General features: G+C 57.0%; 14 protein-coding genes and 1 tRNA gene. 5 read left to right on the top strand and 10 right to left on the bottom strand.

The features are described 5' to 3' along the window. Window positions 1-4: 4 nt before the first annotated feature. Window positions 5-81, top strand: a tRNA-Val gene (locus tag H6B10_RS02120). A gap of 227 nt (window positions 82-308) precedes the next feature. On the opposite strand, the gene H6B10_RS02115 is transcribed toward H6B10_RS02120, so the two are convergent. The 4 genes from H6B10_RS02115 to H6B10_RS02100 all read right to left on the bottom strand — a co-directional run bounded on the left by H6B10_RS02115 (window position 309) and on the right by H6B10_RS02100 (window position 5,561). After that, complete coding sequence (locus H6B10_RS02115) at window positions 309-1,892, bottom strand: UDP-glucose--hexose-1-phosphate uridylyltransferase (RefSeq protein ID WP_204649266.1); 1,584 nt, start codon at window positions 1,890-1,892, stop codon at window positions 309-311. Window positions 1,893-2,010: 118 nt separating this feature from the next. Continuing rightward, entirely contained in the window at window positions 2,011-3,375 is a 1,365-nt protein-coding gene (locus tag H6B10_RS02110) for an SH3 domain-containing protein (protein WP_204649265.1), read from the bottom strand. A 140-nt stretch (window positions 3,376-3,515) separates the two neighbouring features. Further along, window positions 3,516-4,445, bottom strand: a complete 930-nt coding sequence (locus H6B10_RS02105; RefSeq protein ID WP_204649264.1) for a nucleotidyltransferase family protein — start codon at window positions 4,443-4,445, stop codon at window positions 3,516-3,518. An 81-nt stretch (window positions 4,446-4,526) separates the two neighbouring features. Continuing rightward, window positions 4,527-5,561, bottom strand: a complete 1,035-nt coding sequence (locus H6B10_RS02100; protein WP_204649263.1) for an RING finger protein — start codon at window positions 5,559-5,561, stop codon at window positions 4,527-4,529. A gap of 182 nt (window positions 5,562-5,743) precedes the next feature. Between H6B10_RS02100 and prfB the strand changes: the two genes are divergently transcribed. Further along, window positions 5,744-6,865 carry a peptide chain release factor 2 gene (prfB, locus tag H6B10_RS02095; protein WP_204649262.1) on the top strand — a complete coding sequence of 374 codons (1,122 nt, stop codon included), beginning with the start codon at window positions 5,744-5,746 and terminating at the stop codon, window positions 6,863-6,865. Between the two features lie 95 nt (window positions 6,866-6,960). Here prfB and H6B10_RS02090 read toward each other — a convergent pair whose 3' ends face one another. After that, on the bottom strand, window positions 6,961-8,079 hold the full coding sequence (locus tag H6B10_RS02090; RefSeq protein WP_204649261.1) for a hypothetical protein: 1,119 nt from the start codon (window positions 8,077-8,079) through the stop codon (window positions 6,961-6,963). 165 nt (window positions 8,080-8,244) lie between these two features. Between H6B10_RS02090 and H6B10_RS02085 the strand changes: the two genes are divergently transcribed. After that, entirely contained in the window at window positions 8,245-10,602 is a 2,358-nt protein-coding gene (locus H6B10_RS02085; protein ID WP_204649260.1) for an HAD-IC family P-type ATPase, read from the top strand. Window positions 10,603-10,653: 51 nt separating this feature from the next. Here the strand turns inward: H6B10_RS02085 and H6B10_RS02080 are convergent, their stop codons facing one another. The 4 genes from H6B10_RS02080 to H6B10_RS02065 form a co-directional block, all read right to left on the bottom strand. Beyond that, window positions 10,654-11,349, bottom strand: a complete 696-nt coding sequence (locus tag H6B10_RS02080) for a YoaK family protein (RefSeq protein ID WP_243427216.1) — start codon at window positions 11,347-11,349, stop codon at window positions 10,654-10,656. A 144-nt stretch (window positions 11,350-11,493) separates the two neighbouring features. After that, a complete protein-coding gene (locus H6B10_RS02075; RefSeq protein ID WP_204649259.1) occupies window positions 11,494-13,032 on the bottom strand; it encodes an ATP-binding protein in 1,539 nt (512 codons plus the stop codon). A gap of 6 nt (window positions 13,033-13,038) precedes the next feature. Continuing rightward, a complete protein-coding gene (locus H6B10_RS02070; RefSeq protein ID WP_204649258.1) occupies window positions 13,039-14,355 on the bottom strand; it encodes a vWA domain-containing protein in 1,317 nt (438 codons plus the stop codon). An 11-nt stretch (window positions 14,356-14,366) separates the two neighbouring features. Continuing rightward, complete coding sequence (locus H6B10_RS02065) at window positions 14,367-15,278, bottom strand: leucine-rich repeat protein (RefSeq protein ID WP_204649257.1); 912 nt, start codon at window positions 15,276-15,278, stop codon at window positions 14,367-14,369. 85 nt (window positions 15,279-15,363) lie between these two features. Between H6B10_RS02065 and H6B10_RS02060 the strand changes: the two genes are divergently transcribed. After that, window positions 15,364-16,728, top strand: coding sequence for an MATE family efflux transporter (locus H6B10_RS02060; RefSeq protein ID WP_204649256.1), 1,365 nt, complete (start codon window positions 15,364-15,366; stop codon window positions 16,726-16,728). 46 nt (window positions 16,729-16,774) lie between these two features. On the opposite strand, the gene H6B10_RS02055 is transcribed toward H6B10_RS02060, so the two are convergent. Further along, window positions 16,775-18,436, bottom strand: a complete 1,662-nt coding sequence (locus tag H6B10_RS02055) for a glutamine--tRNA ligase/YqeY domain fusion protein (protein WP_204649255.1) — start codon at window positions 18,434-18,436, stop codon at window positions 16,775-16,777. A 190-nt stretch (window positions 18,437-18,626) separates the two neighbouring features. Between H6B10_RS02055 and H6B10_RS02050 the strand changes: the two genes are divergently transcribed. Then, window positions 18,627-18,917: iron-containing alcohol dehydrogenase (locus H6B10_RS02050; RefSeq protein ID WP_204649254.1), on the top strand; the 291-nt coding region annotated here is incomplete at its 3' end.

Here is an 18,917-nt window from a genome sequence, read left to right as displayed (position 1 = left end):
ACATGGAAGATTAGCTCAGCTGGTTAGAGCGCTGCGTTCACATCGCAGAGGTCTTGGGTTCGAGTCCCTAATCTTCCACCAGGTTGCCCGGGCTCATTCCGTGAGGGATGAGCCCGGTTTTTGTTTTGTGCTAAAACGCCCCGCTGGATTCTGTGTGTCCGGCGGGGCGTTGCCATTGGAAGGTTACGGAAAAGTCCGGTGCAGCAACAAAGGGCGGCAACACCGCGGCTGTGTAAAGTGTGCAATCGAAGGCAGTCTACAAAAAAACAGGGAAAGACTTTTGTCTTTCCCTGTTTTGCAGTTGAGAATCAAATGGCTTTGAAACCAACACTCTGCATAAAGCGCAGGAAGGCATCCTGGCCTTCTTTGTCCTGCTTGAAGACGCCGGCATTTTCCAGAACATGGCTGAACACCGTACCAATCTCCTGCTTGACAACGTTGTTGGCATCCTGCGGTGCCATCGACGTGCCGTACTTGGCAATCAGCTGATCGATCCAGTCGGCGTGTACAGCCAGCGGAGAGCCTTCCTCGCGGCTGGTGTTGGGGCGCTGACCGGCCAGGATTTCGGCGATCTGGGCGCCCTGATCTTTCAGACGGGCGGGCAGAATAGCCAGGCCCATGACTTCGATCAGGCCGATGTTTTCCTTCTTGATGTTGTGGTATTCCTTGTGGGGATGGAAGATACCGTCGGGATATTCCTCACTGGTGCGGTTGTTGCGCAGGGCCAGATCCAGAATATAACCGTCCTTTTCATCGTAATGCAAAATGGGCGTTACGGTGTTGTGGGGCGTGTCGCCAGTGTGTGCCACAATGCCCACGCTTTCGTCGGAGTAGTTCCGCCAGGCAGTCAGGATGTTGTTGGCAACGATCTGCATCTGCTGGCTGCTGCGACCGATCAGGCGCACGGCAGAAACCGGCCAGTTCAGGATACCGGCGCGAACACCGGGATACCGGATATCGGTCAGGGGGACCGCGATGGAAGCCTTCTGCATGGGGAAGACGTAGCGGCCGCCCTGGAAGTGGCTGTGGCTCAGGATGCTGCCGCCAACGATCGGCAAATCGGCATTGGAACCGCAGGTGTAGTGGGGGAACTGAGAAACAAAATCGAAAATTTCGGCCAGCGTCTGACGGTCCATCTCCATGGGCTTGTGGGTTTCATGCAGCATGATGCAATGCTCATGGAAGTAGGCATAGGGGCTGTACTGCAGGTAGAACTGCTGTCCGGCCAGGGTAATGGGCACAATGCGGTGGGTCTGGCGCGCCGGGAAATTGATGCGGCCGGCGTATCCGATATTTTCTTTGCAGAGCATGCAGGCCGGATACCCGGATTTGGGCTGCAGCCGTTCCAGCGCGATGGTCTTGGGGTCTTTTTCGGGTTTGGTCAGGTTGATGGTGATTTCCAGTTCGCCATAGGGGGTATCGGAGTTCCACTGGATGTTTTTGGCAATCTGGGCGGTGCGGATGTAATTGGTCACTACGCACAGGTCATAGAACCAATCGGTTGCCGCTTTGGCGCCTTTGCGCTCATACAACTTCTTGAACTTCTTGCAGACTTCGCTCTCCCGGGGCATCAGGGCGCCCATCAGGCGGGTTTCAAAGTTGATGCGGTACTGGGCAACGGCGCCGTCAAACAGCTCTTTCTGTGCGGCCAGTTCCACCATCTCGTCCAACAGGGCAGCAGGGGTATCAAAGTTTTCTTTCGGGGGCTTGGCCTCGCTGGGGGCACTCAATGCCAGAAGATCCAGCAATGTGTTGCGCGCAATCAGAATGTCCAGGTCCTTGATGAGTTTGTGCTTGCGGCCAAAGCGCAGCAAGCGTTCCACATCCAGGGCCAGACGGGCATCGCGCTGTTCCGGGGTCAATGCGGTGCAGTCAAATTCGTTCTTTGCCATAATTACCCTCCTGTAGCGGTGTGTTTTCGGTTCTGTTATACTAACCATACCGCAAAAAACCTCCGTTTTCCATAGCGCTGCGTGTCATGCTTTTGCAGTTTTCATGCACAAGGCAACATTATTCCAGATATTGGGTACTGACCCAACCACGCAGCCAGTCCTGGTACAGCACAAACGTCCAGCCGGGGACCGTGCTGCTGGTTCCCAGTTCCCGTACGGCGGAACCCGGTGGTATGCTGCCGATTTTTTCATATTGGGTGCCGGGACCTGCGCGTACATTCAGGTTGTCATCCCGTATGGTAGTGTAGTCGGTACGGCGCCCGTTGCCCGGGTAGGTATCCGGGAAAACCGTGGTCAACGGAACCAGGCGCAGGGCGTCTTCTTCATCGGTTTGTCCATAAGGCGCCGGGGTCGGTACCGCGGCACTGGGAATCCGGAATGCATGCCAGCCGTCGTCCAGCTTCAGCCAGCCAAGCCCGCCGTCCCACACAATACCCTGGTACTCGCAGGGCAGGTATTCCAGCCCGGCACTGTCCAACAGACCATACTTTTCATCGCGGCTTACGGCGGCGTATCCGTTCAGCAGGGGAGAAGCGTAGCCGGTATCGGCCCAGATGTTCCAGTACACCGGGTCATAGACGGGGGAGGTGACTTCCTTGCCGTAACCGTCCAGATAGACCCACTTGTCGCCGCGCCGTGCCGCTGCCAGCAAAGCACCATTATAGAATAACTCTGCCTGTTGGTATTCGTAGTTGTTGAGGGCCGTACCTTCTGCGGAACGATAGCGGAAGGAGGCACCGGCATCATAGTCTACATCCAGTCCCCAGCTTTCCTGTATCAGTGTGCCGGGTTGGGTGGGGAACCACCAGCCGCGGCTTTCCTGCTGACCGGGAGAAATATGCGTGGGCATACCGGGCCCCAGGTTGCCGATATAGGCAAACATCTGGTCGGCGTTCTCGTCCCAAAAATAGAGCTCATACCCGGGACCGCAATGCTCTGCGTGGCAGATGCGTCCTTCCCCTACGGTGGTAAGGTATTGCCCCGCAGAGGTCCAGAAAGAGGCGTCGGCATCCTCTTTGAAGGCAAGCCAGGCAGGCTGTTGGGGGGCGCTGTCGGAGCACATGGCAATGGGCTGGTCAAATTCGCAGGGTAAGACCATGCTGCCGTCGTTGCGCATCAATCCCCAGCGCCCGTTTTGGGACATGGTATAGTAGCCGCTGAGCGGCGGATCAAACTGGGTGAAATGGTAGACCAGCCGGATTTCGTCGTAGGGCAGTACGGCCAGATCCATGGCCTGCAACGATCCCGGCATCGAAATTGCGGATTCCGGTACAGTGCTGCCGGAAGGGGCAGAGGACGCCTCTTCCGCGGTTTCCTGCGTACCGGCAGTTTCCGGCGTGTCAGAGAGGGCCGGTTTCTGCAAGGCGGGCGTACAGGCAGACAATCCCAGAAGCAACGCGGAAAGAAGGACAAGACGTTTCATGGCCGGCACCACCTTTCGCCATTTTATGCGATAGAGAAGGGGCTGTTTTCTTTCTTTCTTTCTTTTATTGTCGCATTTTGTCGTACGGTTGTCAATCAAAAATCCCCTGCCGGGATATACCCGGCAGGGGATAGAAAAACTTATTTTTTCAAATCGCTGAACAGATCTTTGTGGTAAACGCCATCGGCAACCAACTGGGCAAAACTGTCAATGACGATCTGCTTGTCCTCTGCGTAGGTGACGCCGAACCACTTGTCGTGGGTGGGCAGAACCTTGACGCTTACAGTGCCTTTGTGCAGCAGTTCATCAATATAGATGGGCAGCAGATATTCGGCCTTCAGCGGGTTGGCAGGCTCTGTTTTTTCAAAGAATTCCACAAAGCCGCTGTCCAGCAGATCCACAAAGGCGGGGGTCAGGCCCCACATATTCATGGAAACCAGGCTGTTCACGTCGATGGACTTGCCGCCGGCGGCTGCGCCGTCTGCGGTCTTTTCAATGCCGCTGGTTTCCAGAACGCCGGTCAGGTAGTGCTCTTCGTTCATCTGGCAGATGCCGCGGGTCACGGCGCCGTTGTCACTCAGGGTGTTTTTCAGCACAAAACCGGCCATGCACAGTTTGCCGGGTTCCGCGGGATCGTATCCCTGCAGGAAATCGTGCAGCTGCACAAACGCTTCCTTGCCGTAGTAATCGTCGGCATTGATCACGGCGAAAGGCTCCTGCAGGATACCTTTGCAGGCCAGCACAGCCTGACCGGTGCCCCAGGGCTTGGTGCGGCCTTCCGGAACAGCGTATCCTTCGGGTACGTTTTCCAACGCCTGGAAAGCGTAGGCAATCTCGACGCCCAACTCTTTGCAGGTGGCTTCGATGCGGTCGCCGATGGCTTCCTTGAAGGCCTGCTCAATGTCGTGGCGGATGATGAAAACGATTTTGTCAAAACCGGCTTCGATTGCGTCGTGGATAGAATAGTCCATGATAATCTCGCCATTCGGTCCAACCGCTGCCAGCTGTTTGATACCGCCGCCGAAGCGGGAACCGATACCGGCAGCCATGATAACCAATGCTGTTTTCATAGGTTCCTCCTGCTTTTCTGTTTTTTCTGATTTTTTATTTCAGGACCCGGCCGGAAACCGTCGGGTCAAACATTTTGTTTTTTACAGTCCCAGGTTGGCCTGAATGATCTCCAGGAACGCGGGCGTTGCCATATACAGAATCGCAACTTCCAGCAGGGCCAGAATCCCGATATACAAAATGGCTGCCAGCACATTGGTGCCGCCGCTGCGAGCCAGGGCTTCCGTGCGTTCAGGCCCTTCGGGACACTGCCGGCAGATGGCTTCGATGCGGTTCTTGGCATGCTTTTCGTACAGCGAAACCGAGAAAAGTGCCAGCAGCACACGCAGACCCCAGCTTGCAAACTCACCGATGGTGGAAGCCATGGGCAGCCAGCCCAGGGGCATGTTGCCGAACAAATCTGCGTTGTAGTACGCGATGGTGGTCAACATGGTGGGCAGGTAGAACAAAAGGGTCAGAGCTGCAGCCGCAATGCCTTCTTTCCACATCTTCCGGTACAGAAGATAAGCAGGACCAAAGAAAAAGGCAGAGAAAGAGAAGGTGACGCGGTGTTTGGTCTCGCTCATGCGGAAAAACTGCATCAGGTAGTACATGGGGGACCGCCCCAGGAAGATGGCCCAGTGCCGTGCTTTGATGCCGTCAATGGGATCATCGGGACCAACCTCGCGGCGGTAAATACCGCCGTCGAAGCCGGTGCCGTAGGCATCAATGTGGGGGCCGGCCGCAGACTGCGAACCCTGGGCGGGGTTCTGGGGGTACGCGCCGGCCTGCGGACGGCGTGCATAGATGGGCCCGGTTTCTTCCTGGGCAGCCTGTGCATCCGCATCTTCCGGGCGGGGCAGGGGAACGCCGCAATGGCTGCAGCGGGCGGCACCGGGTTCGTTGTGGGTACCGCAGTTGGGGCAGATCGCGGCGTGGGCCGCGGCCTCTGCCTCGGGGCCAAACTCCGGTTTCCATTCAAAACCGGAGGCATGCTCCGACTGATGCATGCAGGCGCCTACTTTGTGCCAGCAGGCGCGGTGATAAGGGGTGCCGCAGTCGGGGCAAACGACGATGTCGTCATCGTCGGTAAAAGCCTGCTCACAGACAGGGCAGTGGTTTCCAGTATAACGTGCCATGTGTATAGTATCCTCCCAATAGCATAGAGCCATTATACCGCATCGGTCCTGCAAATGCAAAGAATTTTCTATGAAGTTTCCGCATTCTGGCAGCTTTTGCGCAAAAAAGCCCCCCTTTACAACTTTTCCGATATGGTTTATACTATTACTATGTGAATTTATGCCAACCAAGGGGTAACGATATGATCACCATTGACGAATTGAAAGCAAAACTCGGCGGAATGAAAACTTCCGTTGATGACCTGCGCGAAGCACTTTCCATTGAGGCAAGTGAAAAGCGGCTGGCAGAGCTGGAGCATCAGATGACGCTGCCCGGTTTCTATGACGACCAGGAGAAGAGCCAGCGCGTTATCAGCGAGATGGGCGAAGTGAAAAACAAGCTGGAGCGTTTCGGCAAGCTCTCCACCCAGTATGAGGAAGCGGAGACCCTGCTGGAAATGATCGAGGAAGAAAACGATCCTTCTCTGGCCAGTGAGGGCGAGCAGGCTGTGGAAGATGTGGAGAAATCCATTGAGGAACTGCAGCTGATGACTATGCTCAACGGCGAATATGACCACAGCAATGCCATTCTGACCTTCCATGCCGGTACGGGCGGAACCGAGGCCCAGGACTGGGCCGAGATGCTCTACCGCATGTATACCCGCTGGGCGGAAGCACACGGGTACAGTGTGGAAGTGCTGGATGTGCTGGACGGTGATGAAGCCGGCATCAAGTCTGCTTCCATGATGATCAAGGGCGCCAATGCCTATGGTATGCTCAAGAGTGAGCATGGTGTGCATCGTCTGGTGCGCATCAGCCCCTTTGATGCCAACGCCCGCCGCCAGACCAGCTTTGCCAGCCTGGAAGTTATGCCGGAACTGGACAACAACATCCAGATCGAGATCAACCCGGCGGATATCGAAATGCAGGTGTACCGTTCTTCCGGCGCCGGTGGTCAGCATATCAACAAGACCTCCTCGGCGGTTCGCCTGATCCATAAGCCCACGGGCATTGTTACCAGCTGCCAGACCCAGCGCAGCCAGCTGCAGAACCGCGAATACGCCATGGAAATGATGAAGGCCAAGCTGTATCAGATCGCACTGCAGCAGCATAAGGATAAGATCGACGACATCAAGGGTGTACAGAATGAGATCGCCTGGGGGCACCAGATCCGCAGCTACGTCTTTATGCCGTATACGCTGGTCAAGGATCACCGCACCAATTTTGAAAGCGGTAATGTGCAGGCTGTCATGGACGGCGACCTGGACGGCTTCATCTATGCCTACCTGAAGGCCAGCTCCCGCGGCGAACTGGCCGAGGTCTGAGCAGTCAACGGCAAACAGAGTTAAGGGACGATTCCCGCATAAACAATACAGCCAAAACAGCGGCATGGCCAGGCGCCATGCCGCTGTTTCTTATGTCAGGCAAGACCGGAAACATCAATCTGTACCGTGATTGGGCGGTCATTCCAGAAGGTGCCGTCGGCGCGATAGAAAAGCCGGGTCACCGTACCGTCTGCCGCCGTATAATCCAGGGCAAAAACCTGTCCGGTACTGACATCCACCGGATAATTGTCATAGGGCAGAACGTCGTCTACCGTAGGGCAGTTGGCAAAATCTTCCGCACCGTCTTCCAGACGCCAGAATTTCCGGGAAACCAACTTCTTGGAAAATCCCGAAACATCCTGCTCTCCCCAATAGGATGCCGTGTAGGTCTTTTCTCCTACCGTGATTTCTTCCAGGACGGGGTCTTCGGCGTACAGTTCGCTTACATCGGCGGTGTGCACACGGCCGGGATATTGTTCGGCCAGTTGGGCGGCCATGCGGGGTGTCTGCTCATCGCCCTCCAGACTCACATGGTAGGCCCCGTAAATGCCCATGACGGATTCTCCCTCCAGGGAGTCAAAGGCCTGGGCGAAGTTTTTCACCATCTGATTTTCCCGGTAGACGGCATCGTTGTCACGATAATAGGTCTTGCCCTGTTCAATGGAGTCCAGGGTCCGGCGGTAAGTGTCGGAATCTTTCATTCCCTTGTAATTCAGCCACACCAGATAGCGGTTGCCGGTGGTCTTGTATTGATGCCCTACGTCGGTACCGTGGAAAATGGTCTCGGGGCAGGTTTCCTTGATGGCACGATAAAAGTCCATCGCGTATTGTGAATGGCCCTGTGTGCCTTCCCAGTCCTCGTAGAGTTCCTCCAGAATGGTGTCATCTTCTGCCTGCATCCATAGGTTCAGATACTCGGCCGAGTAAGAAGCCATTTCCACAAACAGATGCCGCATTCCTGTGGCATAGTAGCCCTGCCAAATTTCCAGCTCTTTTTTCAGCTGCATTTCATTGCTGTGAGATTCGCCGTATAAATAGATCTGGCCGCTTGTGTTTTGGGCTGCGGTTTCCTCCGTCTGGGCTGCGGTTTCTTCTGTCTGGGCCGGAACGGTCGCTGGTTCGGAAGCCGTAGAGGCCGCTGTACAACCGGTTGAAACCAGAAGCCACAGAACAGAAGCCAACAGCAGGAATCCGGTGGTAAAACGACGCCTCATAAAATCCCTCCCGCCATGGATATAGCTAAATCAGATTTTGATTTCATTGTATACCAACCGGCCGGCCAATGCAAGAAAGTACCATTTCTAAGACAAATCCGCCTTTATTTGTTCACAAAGGCCGGGTATACTAGTTTCTATCCCATAGGAACAAGGAGGCTCTGTATGGCATCCCACTCGGGTCTGTCGGCCGCCGAAGTGGCGGCACGGCAGCAGCAAGGTAAAATCAATCATCCGCCCCAATCCCCCACCAAGACGGTCGGGGTGATCGTGCGGGACAATCTGTGCACCTATTTTAACCTGGTGTTTGTGGTGCTGGCTGTGATGCTGGCATCGGTGCGTTCCTGGCTGAATATGGGCTTTTTGGGTGTGGTGGTCTGCAACACGCTCATCGGCATTGCCCAGCAGCTGCGCGCCAAAAAGACCATCGACGAATTGACGCTGGTATCGGCCCATAAGGTGGATTGCCTGCGCGACGGTGTCTGGGGCAAATGCCTGTCGGAAGAATTGGTACAGGATGATGTGGTGGCCTTTCATGCCGGGGAGCAGATTGTAGCCGATGCCGTTGTGCTGGAAGGCAGCGCCCAGGTGAATGAATCACTGATTACCGGGGAAGCAAAGGCTGTGCCCAAAACGGTGGGCGGGGAACTCCGGTCGGGCAGTTTTCTCATGTCCGGGCATTGCACCGCGCGCCTGACGCGGGTGGGCGCGGAAAGTTACGCCAGCCGCCTGACCGCGGCCGCCCAGGCAGATGGCCATAAGGTGGCCAAGGGCGAGATGATGCGTTCGCTGGATAAACTCATCAAAGCCATTGGCCTGGGGCTGATACCTGTAGGGGTAGCCCTGTTCTATAAACAGCACTGGATGCTGGCCATTGATCTGCGCAGTTCGGTGGAAAGTGTGGTAGCGGCGCTGATCGGCATGATTCCCGAGGGGCTCTACCTGCTGACCAGTGTGGCGCTGGCGGTAGGAATGCTGCGTCTGGCACGCCGTCGGGTGCTTACACAGGACATGAACTGCATTGAAACGCTGGCCCGCGTGGATGTGCTTTGTGTGGATAAAACCGGGACCATTACCGAGAGCGCCATGCAGGCCGATGATCCGGTATTGCTGAGCGCTGTGCCGGTAGAGGAGATTTTGCGCAGTTATTATGGCGCGGAAGAGCCGGATAACGACACAGGCCGTGCCTTGAAAGCCCGCTATGGGCAGGCAGGACCGCTGTGGCCGGTCACGGGAGAGATCCCTTTCAATACGGCCTATAAGTACAGTGCAAAATCTTTTGGAGAAAAAGGTGTTTATGTGGTGGGGGCACCGGATATTCTGGCGGGTCCCCGTGCAGGGGAACTGCGTGCAAAGCTGACCCCGCTGCTGGCGGAAGGCCGTCGGGTGCTGCTGCTGGCCCGGTATCAGGGAGCATTGCCCGCAAAACCGGAACAGCTGGACAATACCCGGTTGGAGTTCCTGGCGCTGCTGCCGCTGCAGAACCGCATCCGGGAAAATGCCCCGCAGACTTTTGCCTATTTTGCAGGGCAGGGGGTAGACATTAAGGTGATTTCCGGCGATGATCCGCAGGCTGTCAGCCATGTGGCGGCCCAGGCGGGCATTGCCCATGCGGAACAATGGGTGGATGCCGCATCGCTCCACAGTGACGCGGCGCTGGAAGATGCAGCCCGGCAATGTACGGTGTTTGGCCGTGTAACGCCAGAGCAAAAGCGAAAACTGGTGCATGCACTGCAAAACCAGGGGCACACGGTAGCAATGACAGGGGACGGCGTCAACGATGTGCTGGCACTCAAAGATGCAGACTGCGGCATCGCCATGGCTTCTGGCGCGCAGGCGGCCAGTCAGGTGGCGCAGCTGGTACTGCTGGACTCCGACTTTGGCGCCCTGCCGGATGTGGTGGCCGAAGGCCGCCGGGTCATCAACAACATTCAGCGTTCGGCTTCGCTGTTTCTGGTCAAGAATATTTTCTCGCTGCTGCTCAGCCTGGCAGCTCTATGCCTGCCGCTGGCTTACCCGTTCCAGCCCTTGCAGCTTTCGCTTCTGTCGGCGGTCACCATTGGTCTGCCGTCCTTTGTGCTGGCATTGGAACCGAACTATGAGATGGTACGGGGGAAATTCATACACAATGTATTGCATGCGGCGCTGCCCGGCGGTCTGACGGACTTTTTGCTGGTTTTTTGCGCCCAGGGGTTTGCCTATGCGTTTGATCTTCCGGCAGATGCCTTGGGAACGATCAGCACGCTGCTGACCTTGGAAACCGGATTGATTGTACTGTTCCAGGTCTGCGATCCGTTTACGCCCCTGCGCTGGACCCTGTGGGGCAGCTGTACGATCCTGGGTCTGGGTGGTGCGGTGCTCTTTTCGCCCTGGTTGGAACTGGTGCCGCTGGACCTTGGCAGTACGCTGGTGCTGGTGGTTTTGGCAGCACTGGTGCTGCCGGTACTGCGCACGGCAACGCACCTTGTGGATCAGCTCTGGAAGGCTGGCCGCCGTTTGAACAGACAAAAAAAGAAAGCATAAAAAATACCGCCCGAAGGAAATTTCCCTTCGGGCGGTATTGCTATGGAAAGATCAGTAGGTTTCTGCCGGGCGGTGCGTTTCCTTACGGAACATCAGGCAAAGGCTTACGCACAAAAGCAGGCAGGAAAGCCAGATGGTGCGCAGCCCCAGCCAGGCCATGCATTGCGCGCCCACACCGGCACCCAGCGCAAACAGTACGATCACGGCGAAATAGTGGGCCGCTTTGCGCAGCGCTTTTTGGTCGTGCAGGCGCAGCCCGGTGACCAGAGAATCCATGCCGCTGCGCAGGTTGCCGATGCACATGGTGCTGGCAAAGGGATACCCGTGTACTTTGCGGAAAGCCTGTACCTGCATGGCGCAGGCGAAGGAAACCAGGGCGTTGGCAGCAAGGTTCCATGCTTCCGGCAAAAAGCCGACGGCAAAGAGCAGAAGGATCTCCACCAGCAGTACCAGCTGGCGCCAATGCAGCCGAAACCCTTCTTTGCAGCATACCCGGATCAGTTCCGCAGCGGCCACACCCAGTGCAAAGGCAAGAACCGGCACCAGATAGTGCAAAAAGCGTGCCCAGTCCCCGGCAAAGAAGGACTGCCCCATAAAAACGATGTTGCCTGTCTGCGCATTGGCAAAGACACTGCCGCGTCCCAGGTAGGTGTAGGCGTCCTGCAGGCCGCCGGAAAGAGACAGAAACAACACCGTGCGGAATGCCTCGGACATCTGCCGGGATTCCCGTGAAATTTGTTGTGCCATACACAAAACCCCTCTCGTTCGCAAAGGCCGCGGCCTTGTGCCGCAGCCGGTCCGTGGCCCATTATACTCCCATGGCAAAACTGTGTAAAGAGCTGTAAAAAATGCCCCGGCACCTGCGAGTGCCGGGGCATTTGAATCTTTGAATCAGAAATCGGTGCTGTGTTCTTCCGCGCGCAGGTCATCCCGCTGCAATTCGGCCAGCAGGGCGTCTTCTCCGGCGTGAAGCAGAAGTTTTTGGCTGTACAAGTCAAAACGTTCGCATTCGTTATCTGCCAGGAACGGTGCCGAGTCAGGACCCAGAGCCAGCTCGTTGACAAACACGACCATTTCCTGCCCATCCGGGAAGGCACGCTCCATAAAATCAAAGGCGCTTTCCAATGCCTCGGAAGCCGTAGCAACCGCATCTTCCCGCTTGTGGACCTGCTGGTTAAAAGCGGCGCGCACCGTATCAAAGGCGTCGTCGGCATCCAGGCAGCGCTCCAGCGGTTCGGCCCACTGGTCCAGCAGGGTGGCCGCACGGGTGCGGGTGGCTGCCTCGGCGGGCAAAATGGTGCCGGCCGCTTTGCCCTCTTCCAGGCGTGTGCGGTAGGCTTTCCGCTGTTCGGCAAACAACCCGGCGGGGGTGTCCTCCGGACCGGCCTGATTCAGTGTGCGCTTGAAGGTCCGCAGCTGCTGGTAGCAGGCATCGGTAACGGCATCGGCGCTGCGGGCAGCGGCAAACCGTGTATTCAGCCCCGCCAGCAGCAGGCTGACCAGACTGATCCGTTCATCAAAGCTGGCGTTCAGAGCACGTTCCAGCACGGCGTCAAAAGGCTTGCCCTGCAGGATATCCTCCACGCCGTAGTCCTGGTGATATTTGCGGTACAGCACCCAGTAAGCGGCAAAGTCCCGGGCAACTTCCGGATGCCGCAGATACTGCCCGATCACACCCTCGTCCACCGGCAGGTCCAGTTTGTCCGCAGCCTGCAGGAAAGCGGACAGATCTTCCCATCCGCGGGCGGTCACGAACTGCGGCCCGTCTACGTCGTTTTCAATCTTGTAAAAATGCTGCGGACGCAGTTCCAGATAGGCCATTACGGCCGGATGCAGACGATGCGCACGGGCATAGTCCTGCCATACACTGAGCTTGGGTTCGATATCAATGCGGCGTACACGGTCCAGTGTGACCAGGTCAAACTCCCGTACACTTTTGTTGTACTCCGGCGGGTTGCCTGCCGCCACAATTACCCAGCCGCCCGGCACCGCCTGGTTGCCGAAGGTTTTGCACTGCAGGAACTGCAGCATGGTGGGGGCCAGCGTTTCGCTTACGCAGTTGATCTCGTCAATGAACAAAATGCCGTTCTGTTTGCCGGTGCGCTCCATGGCGGCGTAAACGCTGGCAATGATTTCACTCATGGTGTACTCGGTTACGCTGCGGGTTTTGCCGCCAAAATTGCGCTCCCGGATAAAGGGCAGGCCCACAGCACTCTGGCGGGTGTGGTGGGTGATGGTATATGCCACCAGGGCAATGTCACATTCCAGCGCGATCTGCTCCATGATCTGGGTCTTGCCCACGCCCGGAGGGCCCATCAGCAGAATAGGGCGCTGCCGCACCGGCGGAATCAGCGGGCAGCCGGTATCATCACAGGCCAGATAGGCCTGTACAGTATGTTTGATCTCCTCTTTGGCACGTTGGATGTCCATGTGCTATCATCCTTTCGGTTGGGGTAGGAACTCTTCGGGCTGCAGCACAAGCCGCATGGCCCAGGGGGGAACATCAGGGGGAACGCCGCCGTTTTCCAAAAACAAAAAGGCAACGTCAAAAGGCGGACGTCTGGCGGGATAAATGCCTTTGCCGTCGGTAAAGTACAAAACGCCCTGCATATCGCGCAGCGGCCCTTCGGCACGCAGCTGTTCAATGCGGGCAAAGGCCGGGCGAAAATCCGTCCCGCCGCCGCCCACCAGGGTGAACTGTTCGGTGTAGCGGTCCAGAGCTTCCAAGTCATACAGCCAGGTTTCGTCACGCACTGCATTGTCGGCCTGCATTACCAGAATCCGGCAATGGCGGAAAAAACTGTCCTGACTGGTCAGCAGGGTAAAGGTCTCCCGCAAAAAATTCTTCACCAGATCCCCGGCGGTGGATTCGCTGGTATCCAGCACAATTACAAAGTCACGGATCTTTTTGCTTTCGCGGCTTTCCAGTGGCTCAATCAGCGGCATCTTGCCGTAGGTGCGCAGACCATAGGTGTAGTAGCCTAAATCAAACTCATCGGGGTCCAGGTGCGGCTCTTCCCGCCAGACGGCAAACCGGCGCAGAAAATCTTTATAACTGCGGCGGCTGCGGCTGGCCTGTACCTGGGCCTGCAGCGCCTGGGCACCGTCACTCTCCCCGGCCTGGCGGCCGGACTCTTCCATGCTCAGTTGGGTCTGGCGCCCCATCTGCTCCCACTGTTTGCCGCGCATCTGGGCAGCGGGACTGTCGGGATCATCGGGCCACAGCCGGTGGCTGTCGCAATAAAATTCCCGTTGGTATTTCAGTCGTGTGGCGGCATCGGTATGAAGCAGCGCACGGTAGATGGGGCCGGCGGCCAGCAGTTTGCACTGATCTTTCAGCTGGGCATAGGTTTGTTGCCGCAGCCAGCCCACCGGGCGGGTAGTGGCGGGACTGTTCAGAGAATCCAGGATATTTTCTACCGCAATATCGCAGGCAAGTCCCCACAAATCGGCATCGCGGCGGTCCCGCAGCCACAAATGGCGCAGGATACAGTGCAGCAAACTGTGCAGATAGGCACGCGGCAGGTAGCGCCTGTTTTTTCGGTAGGTGGTCAGAACCCATTCCGGTGGGTAGTACAACTGGGCGCCGTCCGTTGCCAGTGCCGTCTGAGTACTGTTCAGCGGGGCAGGGGGCAGGGCGCCCAAGGCGGCGTTCAGATACCGCTGGTCCAGGTACAGCTCGCCGCGGATCTGTTCCATCACCCGGCGGGCCATCGTCTGTTCCCACTCGGTCTGTGTTTCGATGTGCGGCATAAGCCCCTCCATTATAAGTCGTCAAAATCGTATTGCTTGGCAGCGCGTTTGGGTCGTGCCAGCAAAATGGCGGCACCGGCGCTCCAACCGGCCCGGGCACACTGGGAAGCGGCATCCCGCACCGCCAGCCCAAGGCCTGCCAGCAGCCGTAAGGCTGCTTCGTTCCGTTCCCGGATGGCCCATCCAAAAGCCGCGGCAGGGTGGGCTGTCAGATAGAACTCGTAGTCGGTGCGGGCGTTGTCCTGCAAAGCAAAGGGAAAAAGCAGCCGCCCCAAGGCCAGGCGGCACAGTTTATCCTCGCTCTCGCCCACACAGGCCTGGGCAAAGGTGGCGTCATAGGCTGCGTAGTCCACGGCGCTGCCGGCAAAACATTGCCGCATCCGATAGCCTTCTCCCTCGATGCTGCGGTTGAAGATGTGGGCCGGTGTGTTTTCATCCAGCAGCTCAAAATACTCCGGGTAAAAAAGCCGGACACCCGGCGCATCCAGAAACTCCACTTCAATATCCGCACTCACTGCACCCAACAGTTTCTTCAGGCCGGTGCCGGCGGCAGGGGAGGCACGCAGTGCAAAGGTGCGCAGCGCGCGGCAGTTGGTAAAAAGGTCACTGCCCAGGCTTTCCAGGTTGGGACCGACTTCAATGCGGCGCAGTTTGCGGCAATTGTAAAAGGCCGCACTGTGCAGGACCCGCAGGGTATCCGGCAATATGGCTTCTTCCAGAAATTCCCCCGTCACTTCATGGTTTTCCTCGGAACCGACCGGCCAAATACGGCCTTCTTCCACGGGGTGCACGGCAAAGCAGTAAGGCCCCAGTTCCGTTACCGGCAGACCGTCGATTTCCTCGGGAATCACAGGGCAGGGGGAGTCGCCCAACACCCGTAAAATGCGCGCTCCGCCGGTGCAGGGTTGCCATAAAAAAGTCATAGAAATCCCCCTCTTTACAATATCGCCATTATAGCATAAAATAGGTGCGCAAGGAATACAAAAGAGGAGAAAAACAGGATTTATCATGCGTAATGTCAAACAAACCGATATCTTGACCGGCAGCATTCCACGGCAACTGCTGGTCTTCTTTCTGCCGATCTGGTTTGGCACTTTGTTCCAGCAATTGTACAATACAGCCGATACACTGATTGTCGGCAACTTTGTAGGTACCAATGCATTGGCGGCGGTCGGTGCGACCGGCGCTTTTGTCAACCTGCTGGTGGGCTTGTTTGTAGGCCTGTGCAGCGGTGCCGGCGTGGTGGTGGCCCAAAGCTACGGTGCCCGGGACGTGGACGCCGTAGACCGGCAGGTACATACATCCCTGGTATTCAGTGTGGTGATCGGCGCGCTGCTCACCGTGCTGGGCTTGCTGACGGCAGAGCCGGTATTGCGCCTGATGGGTACGCCGGATGAGATCATCGGGGATGCGGCTTTGTATCTGCGCATCTACTTTTTGGGAATGATCCCGCAGATCCTGTACAATATGGGCACCAACATCCTGCGTGCAGCGGGCGACTCCAAGCGGCCGCTGTATTTCCTGATTGTGGCGTCGCTGGTCAACATTGTGCTGGACGTGATTTTTATTGCGTTGTTCCACTGGGGCGTGGCAGGCGCGGCGCTGGCGACCATCATCAGCCAGGTGGCCAGTGCGGTTCTGACGTTGCGCTGCCTGGCCGGGTCGCAGGGAATGCCGTGGCACCTGGCGGCAAGCAAATTGCGGATGGAACGTACCATTCTTGTGGCAATCTGTATGATCGGTATTCCGGCAGCTGCCCAAAGTGCGCTGTACAACGTCAGCAACATGATGATCCAGAGCTGTATGAACGGTTTTGGTACCGATACCATCGCAGCCTGGGGCGTCTACGGCAAAATCGACTTCATTTTCTGGATGACCATCAACTCGCTGGGCATTTCCATTACCACCTTCGCCGGGCAGAATTTCGGCGCCAAACAGTATGACCGTGTACGCCGCGGAACCCGCATCTGCCTGGCTATGGCTGCCGGTATCACCATGTGCATCAGTGTGGTGTTCTACTTTGCGGCAGGACCCCTGCTCCGGATGTTCAGCCAGGATGCCGAAGTGATTGCCGTAGGTGTGGAAATGATGCATGTGCTGGTTCCCGCTTATGTGACTTATGTCTGCATCGAGATTCTTTCCGGCGCACTGCGCGGCTGCGGAGATGTACGGGTGCCTACGATCATTACGGTGTTCTGCGTCTGCGGGCTGCGTATTGTGTGGCTGCTGACAGCGGTGCCGGTATGGCATTCGGTGGCTACGGTGGAGCTCAGTTATCCCATTACCTGGACATTGGCTTCGCTGCTGTTTGTGATCTATTACCGCAAAGGCGGATGGCTGAAACGCTGTATCGCCGCCCATCACAACGAGTAACAGACAAAAGAAAAGACCGACGCTGCGGCGTCGGTCTTTTTATGTTTTACAGTTTGAAGCTGTCTTTCAGGGTCACAATGCGGTTGTATACACCAGGGTGTTTGCTGTCGGGGGTGAAATAGCCGGTGCGCACAAACTGGAACCGCTCGCCGGGCTGTGCATTCTGCAGGCTTTCCTCCAGCTTGGCGTGGGAGATAACCGTTACGCTTTCGGGATTCAGGTAATCCTTGAAGTCGGCACCGTCCGGAATACTGTTCATGTTGGCTTCGGTAAACAGTTTATCGTACAGGCGGACTTCTGCTTCCACGCAGTGGTCACAGCTGACCCAGTGGATGGTGCCGCGTACCTTGCGGCCGTCGGCGGGATTGCCGTTCTTGGTTTCCAGATCGGCTTGTGCATGAATGGCCGTAACGTTGCCGGCTTCATCCTTGTCCACACCGGTGCAGCGTACCAGATAAGCGCCCATCAGGCGGACTTCGCTGCCCAGGGTCAGGCGTTTGAACTTGGGCGGCGGTACTTCAAAGAAGTCGCTGCGGTCGATCCAGACTTCTTTGGTGAATGCGACTTTGCGCGTGGTGGTATCGTTGGCGTCGCGGTTCGGGTTGTTGGGCAGGTCAAAGTACTCGCAGGCATCGGCAGGGTAGTTGTCGATGATGAGCTTGACAGGGTCCAGCACAGCCACGCGGCGCTGGGCATTCAGTTCCAGTTCGGCGCGCAGTACGGCTTCCAGCTGACGCATATCCACCAGGCTGTCGGCTTTGGAGATGCCGGCTTCCTTCACAAAGGTGAAGATGCTGGTGGGGGTGTAGCCACGGCGGCGCAGGCCGCTCAGGGTGGGCATACGGGGATCATCCCAGCCGTCCACAATGTTCTTTTCCACCAGTTCGCGCAGGTAGCGCTTGCTCATGACGGTGTTGGTCACATTCAGGCGGGCAAACTCGCGCTGTTTGGGGAATTCGGTGCCGAACAGGTTGCGGACCACCCAGTCGTACAGGGGGCGATGGTTCTCGAATTCCAGGCTGCACAGGCTGAAGGTAATGCCTTCAATGGCGTCCTGAATCGGGTGTGCAAAGTCGTACAGCGGGTAGATGCACCACTTGTCGCCCTGGCGATGGTGCGCCACATGCTTGATGCGGTAGATTGCAGGGTCACGCATATTCATGTTGGGGCTGGCCAGATCGATCTTGGCGCGCAGCGTCTTTTCGCCGTCGGCGAATTCCCCGGCACGCATGCGGCGGAACAGGTCCAGGTTCTCTTCCGGTGTGCGGTCGCGGTACGGGCTCGGGCGGCTGGGCTTGCCGGCATCGTTGCCGCGGTATTCCTGCATCTCTTCACGGGTCAGGTCATCCACATAAGCTTTGCCTTCCCGGATCAGCTGCTCAGCGTACTCATAGCAGCGCTCAAAATAATCGCTGCCGTAGAAGATGCCGCCGTTGGGGTCGGCACCCAGCCAATGCAGGTCCTGCAAAATGCTCTGTACGTACTCGTCGCCTTCACGTGCGGGGTTGGTGTCGTCAAAGCGCAGGTTGAACTGGCCGCCGTAGTGTTTGGCCATGGTGTAGTTGATGAAAATAGCCTTGGCCGAACCGATATGCAGGTATCCGTTGGGCTCCGGCGGAAAACGGGTATGCACGGTATCGACCTTGCCCTCGGCAAGGTCGGCGTCAATGATATCCGTCAAAAAGTTGGAAAATTTTTCTTCTGCCATAAATTGCACCCCAAAATTTTAGTGTCCTTTTATTGTACACTACTTCGTATAAAATGGCAAGGGCGGACTTCAGAAAAACAACACTTTACAAGCAGCAAAAAGCGGCGTACAATGTATACAGAATTTGGACGGATATATAACGGAAACTGTTGCATCTGCTCAAAAAATGTGAAAAAGGAGAACCACTGCTATGGTAAATCGCATTGTTCTGAACACCATTTCCTATCATGGCCACGGCGCCATTGAGAACATCGTCCCCGAGCTGACCGCCCGCGGCTACAAGAAAGCCTTTGTCTGTTCCGACCCCGACCTGGTCAAGTTCGGCGTCACCAAAAAAGTCACCGACCTGCTGGATGCAGCAAACTTTGCTTATGCCCTCTACAGCGACATCAAACCCAACCCCACCATCCAGAATGTGCAGGACGGCGTAGCCGCTTTCAAGGCCGCCGAAGCGGACTGCATCGTGACCATCGGCGGCGGT

Origin of the sequence: Gemmiger formicilis (assembly GCF_016901605.1) — a bacterium.
Classification (GTDB): domain Bacteria; phylum Bacillota; class Clostridia; order Oscillospirales; family Ruminococcaceae; genus Gemmiger; species Gemmiger formicilis_B.
Note: the sequence above shows the minus strand (reverse complement) of the source record. Positions and strands in the feature narration are given on the sequence as shown.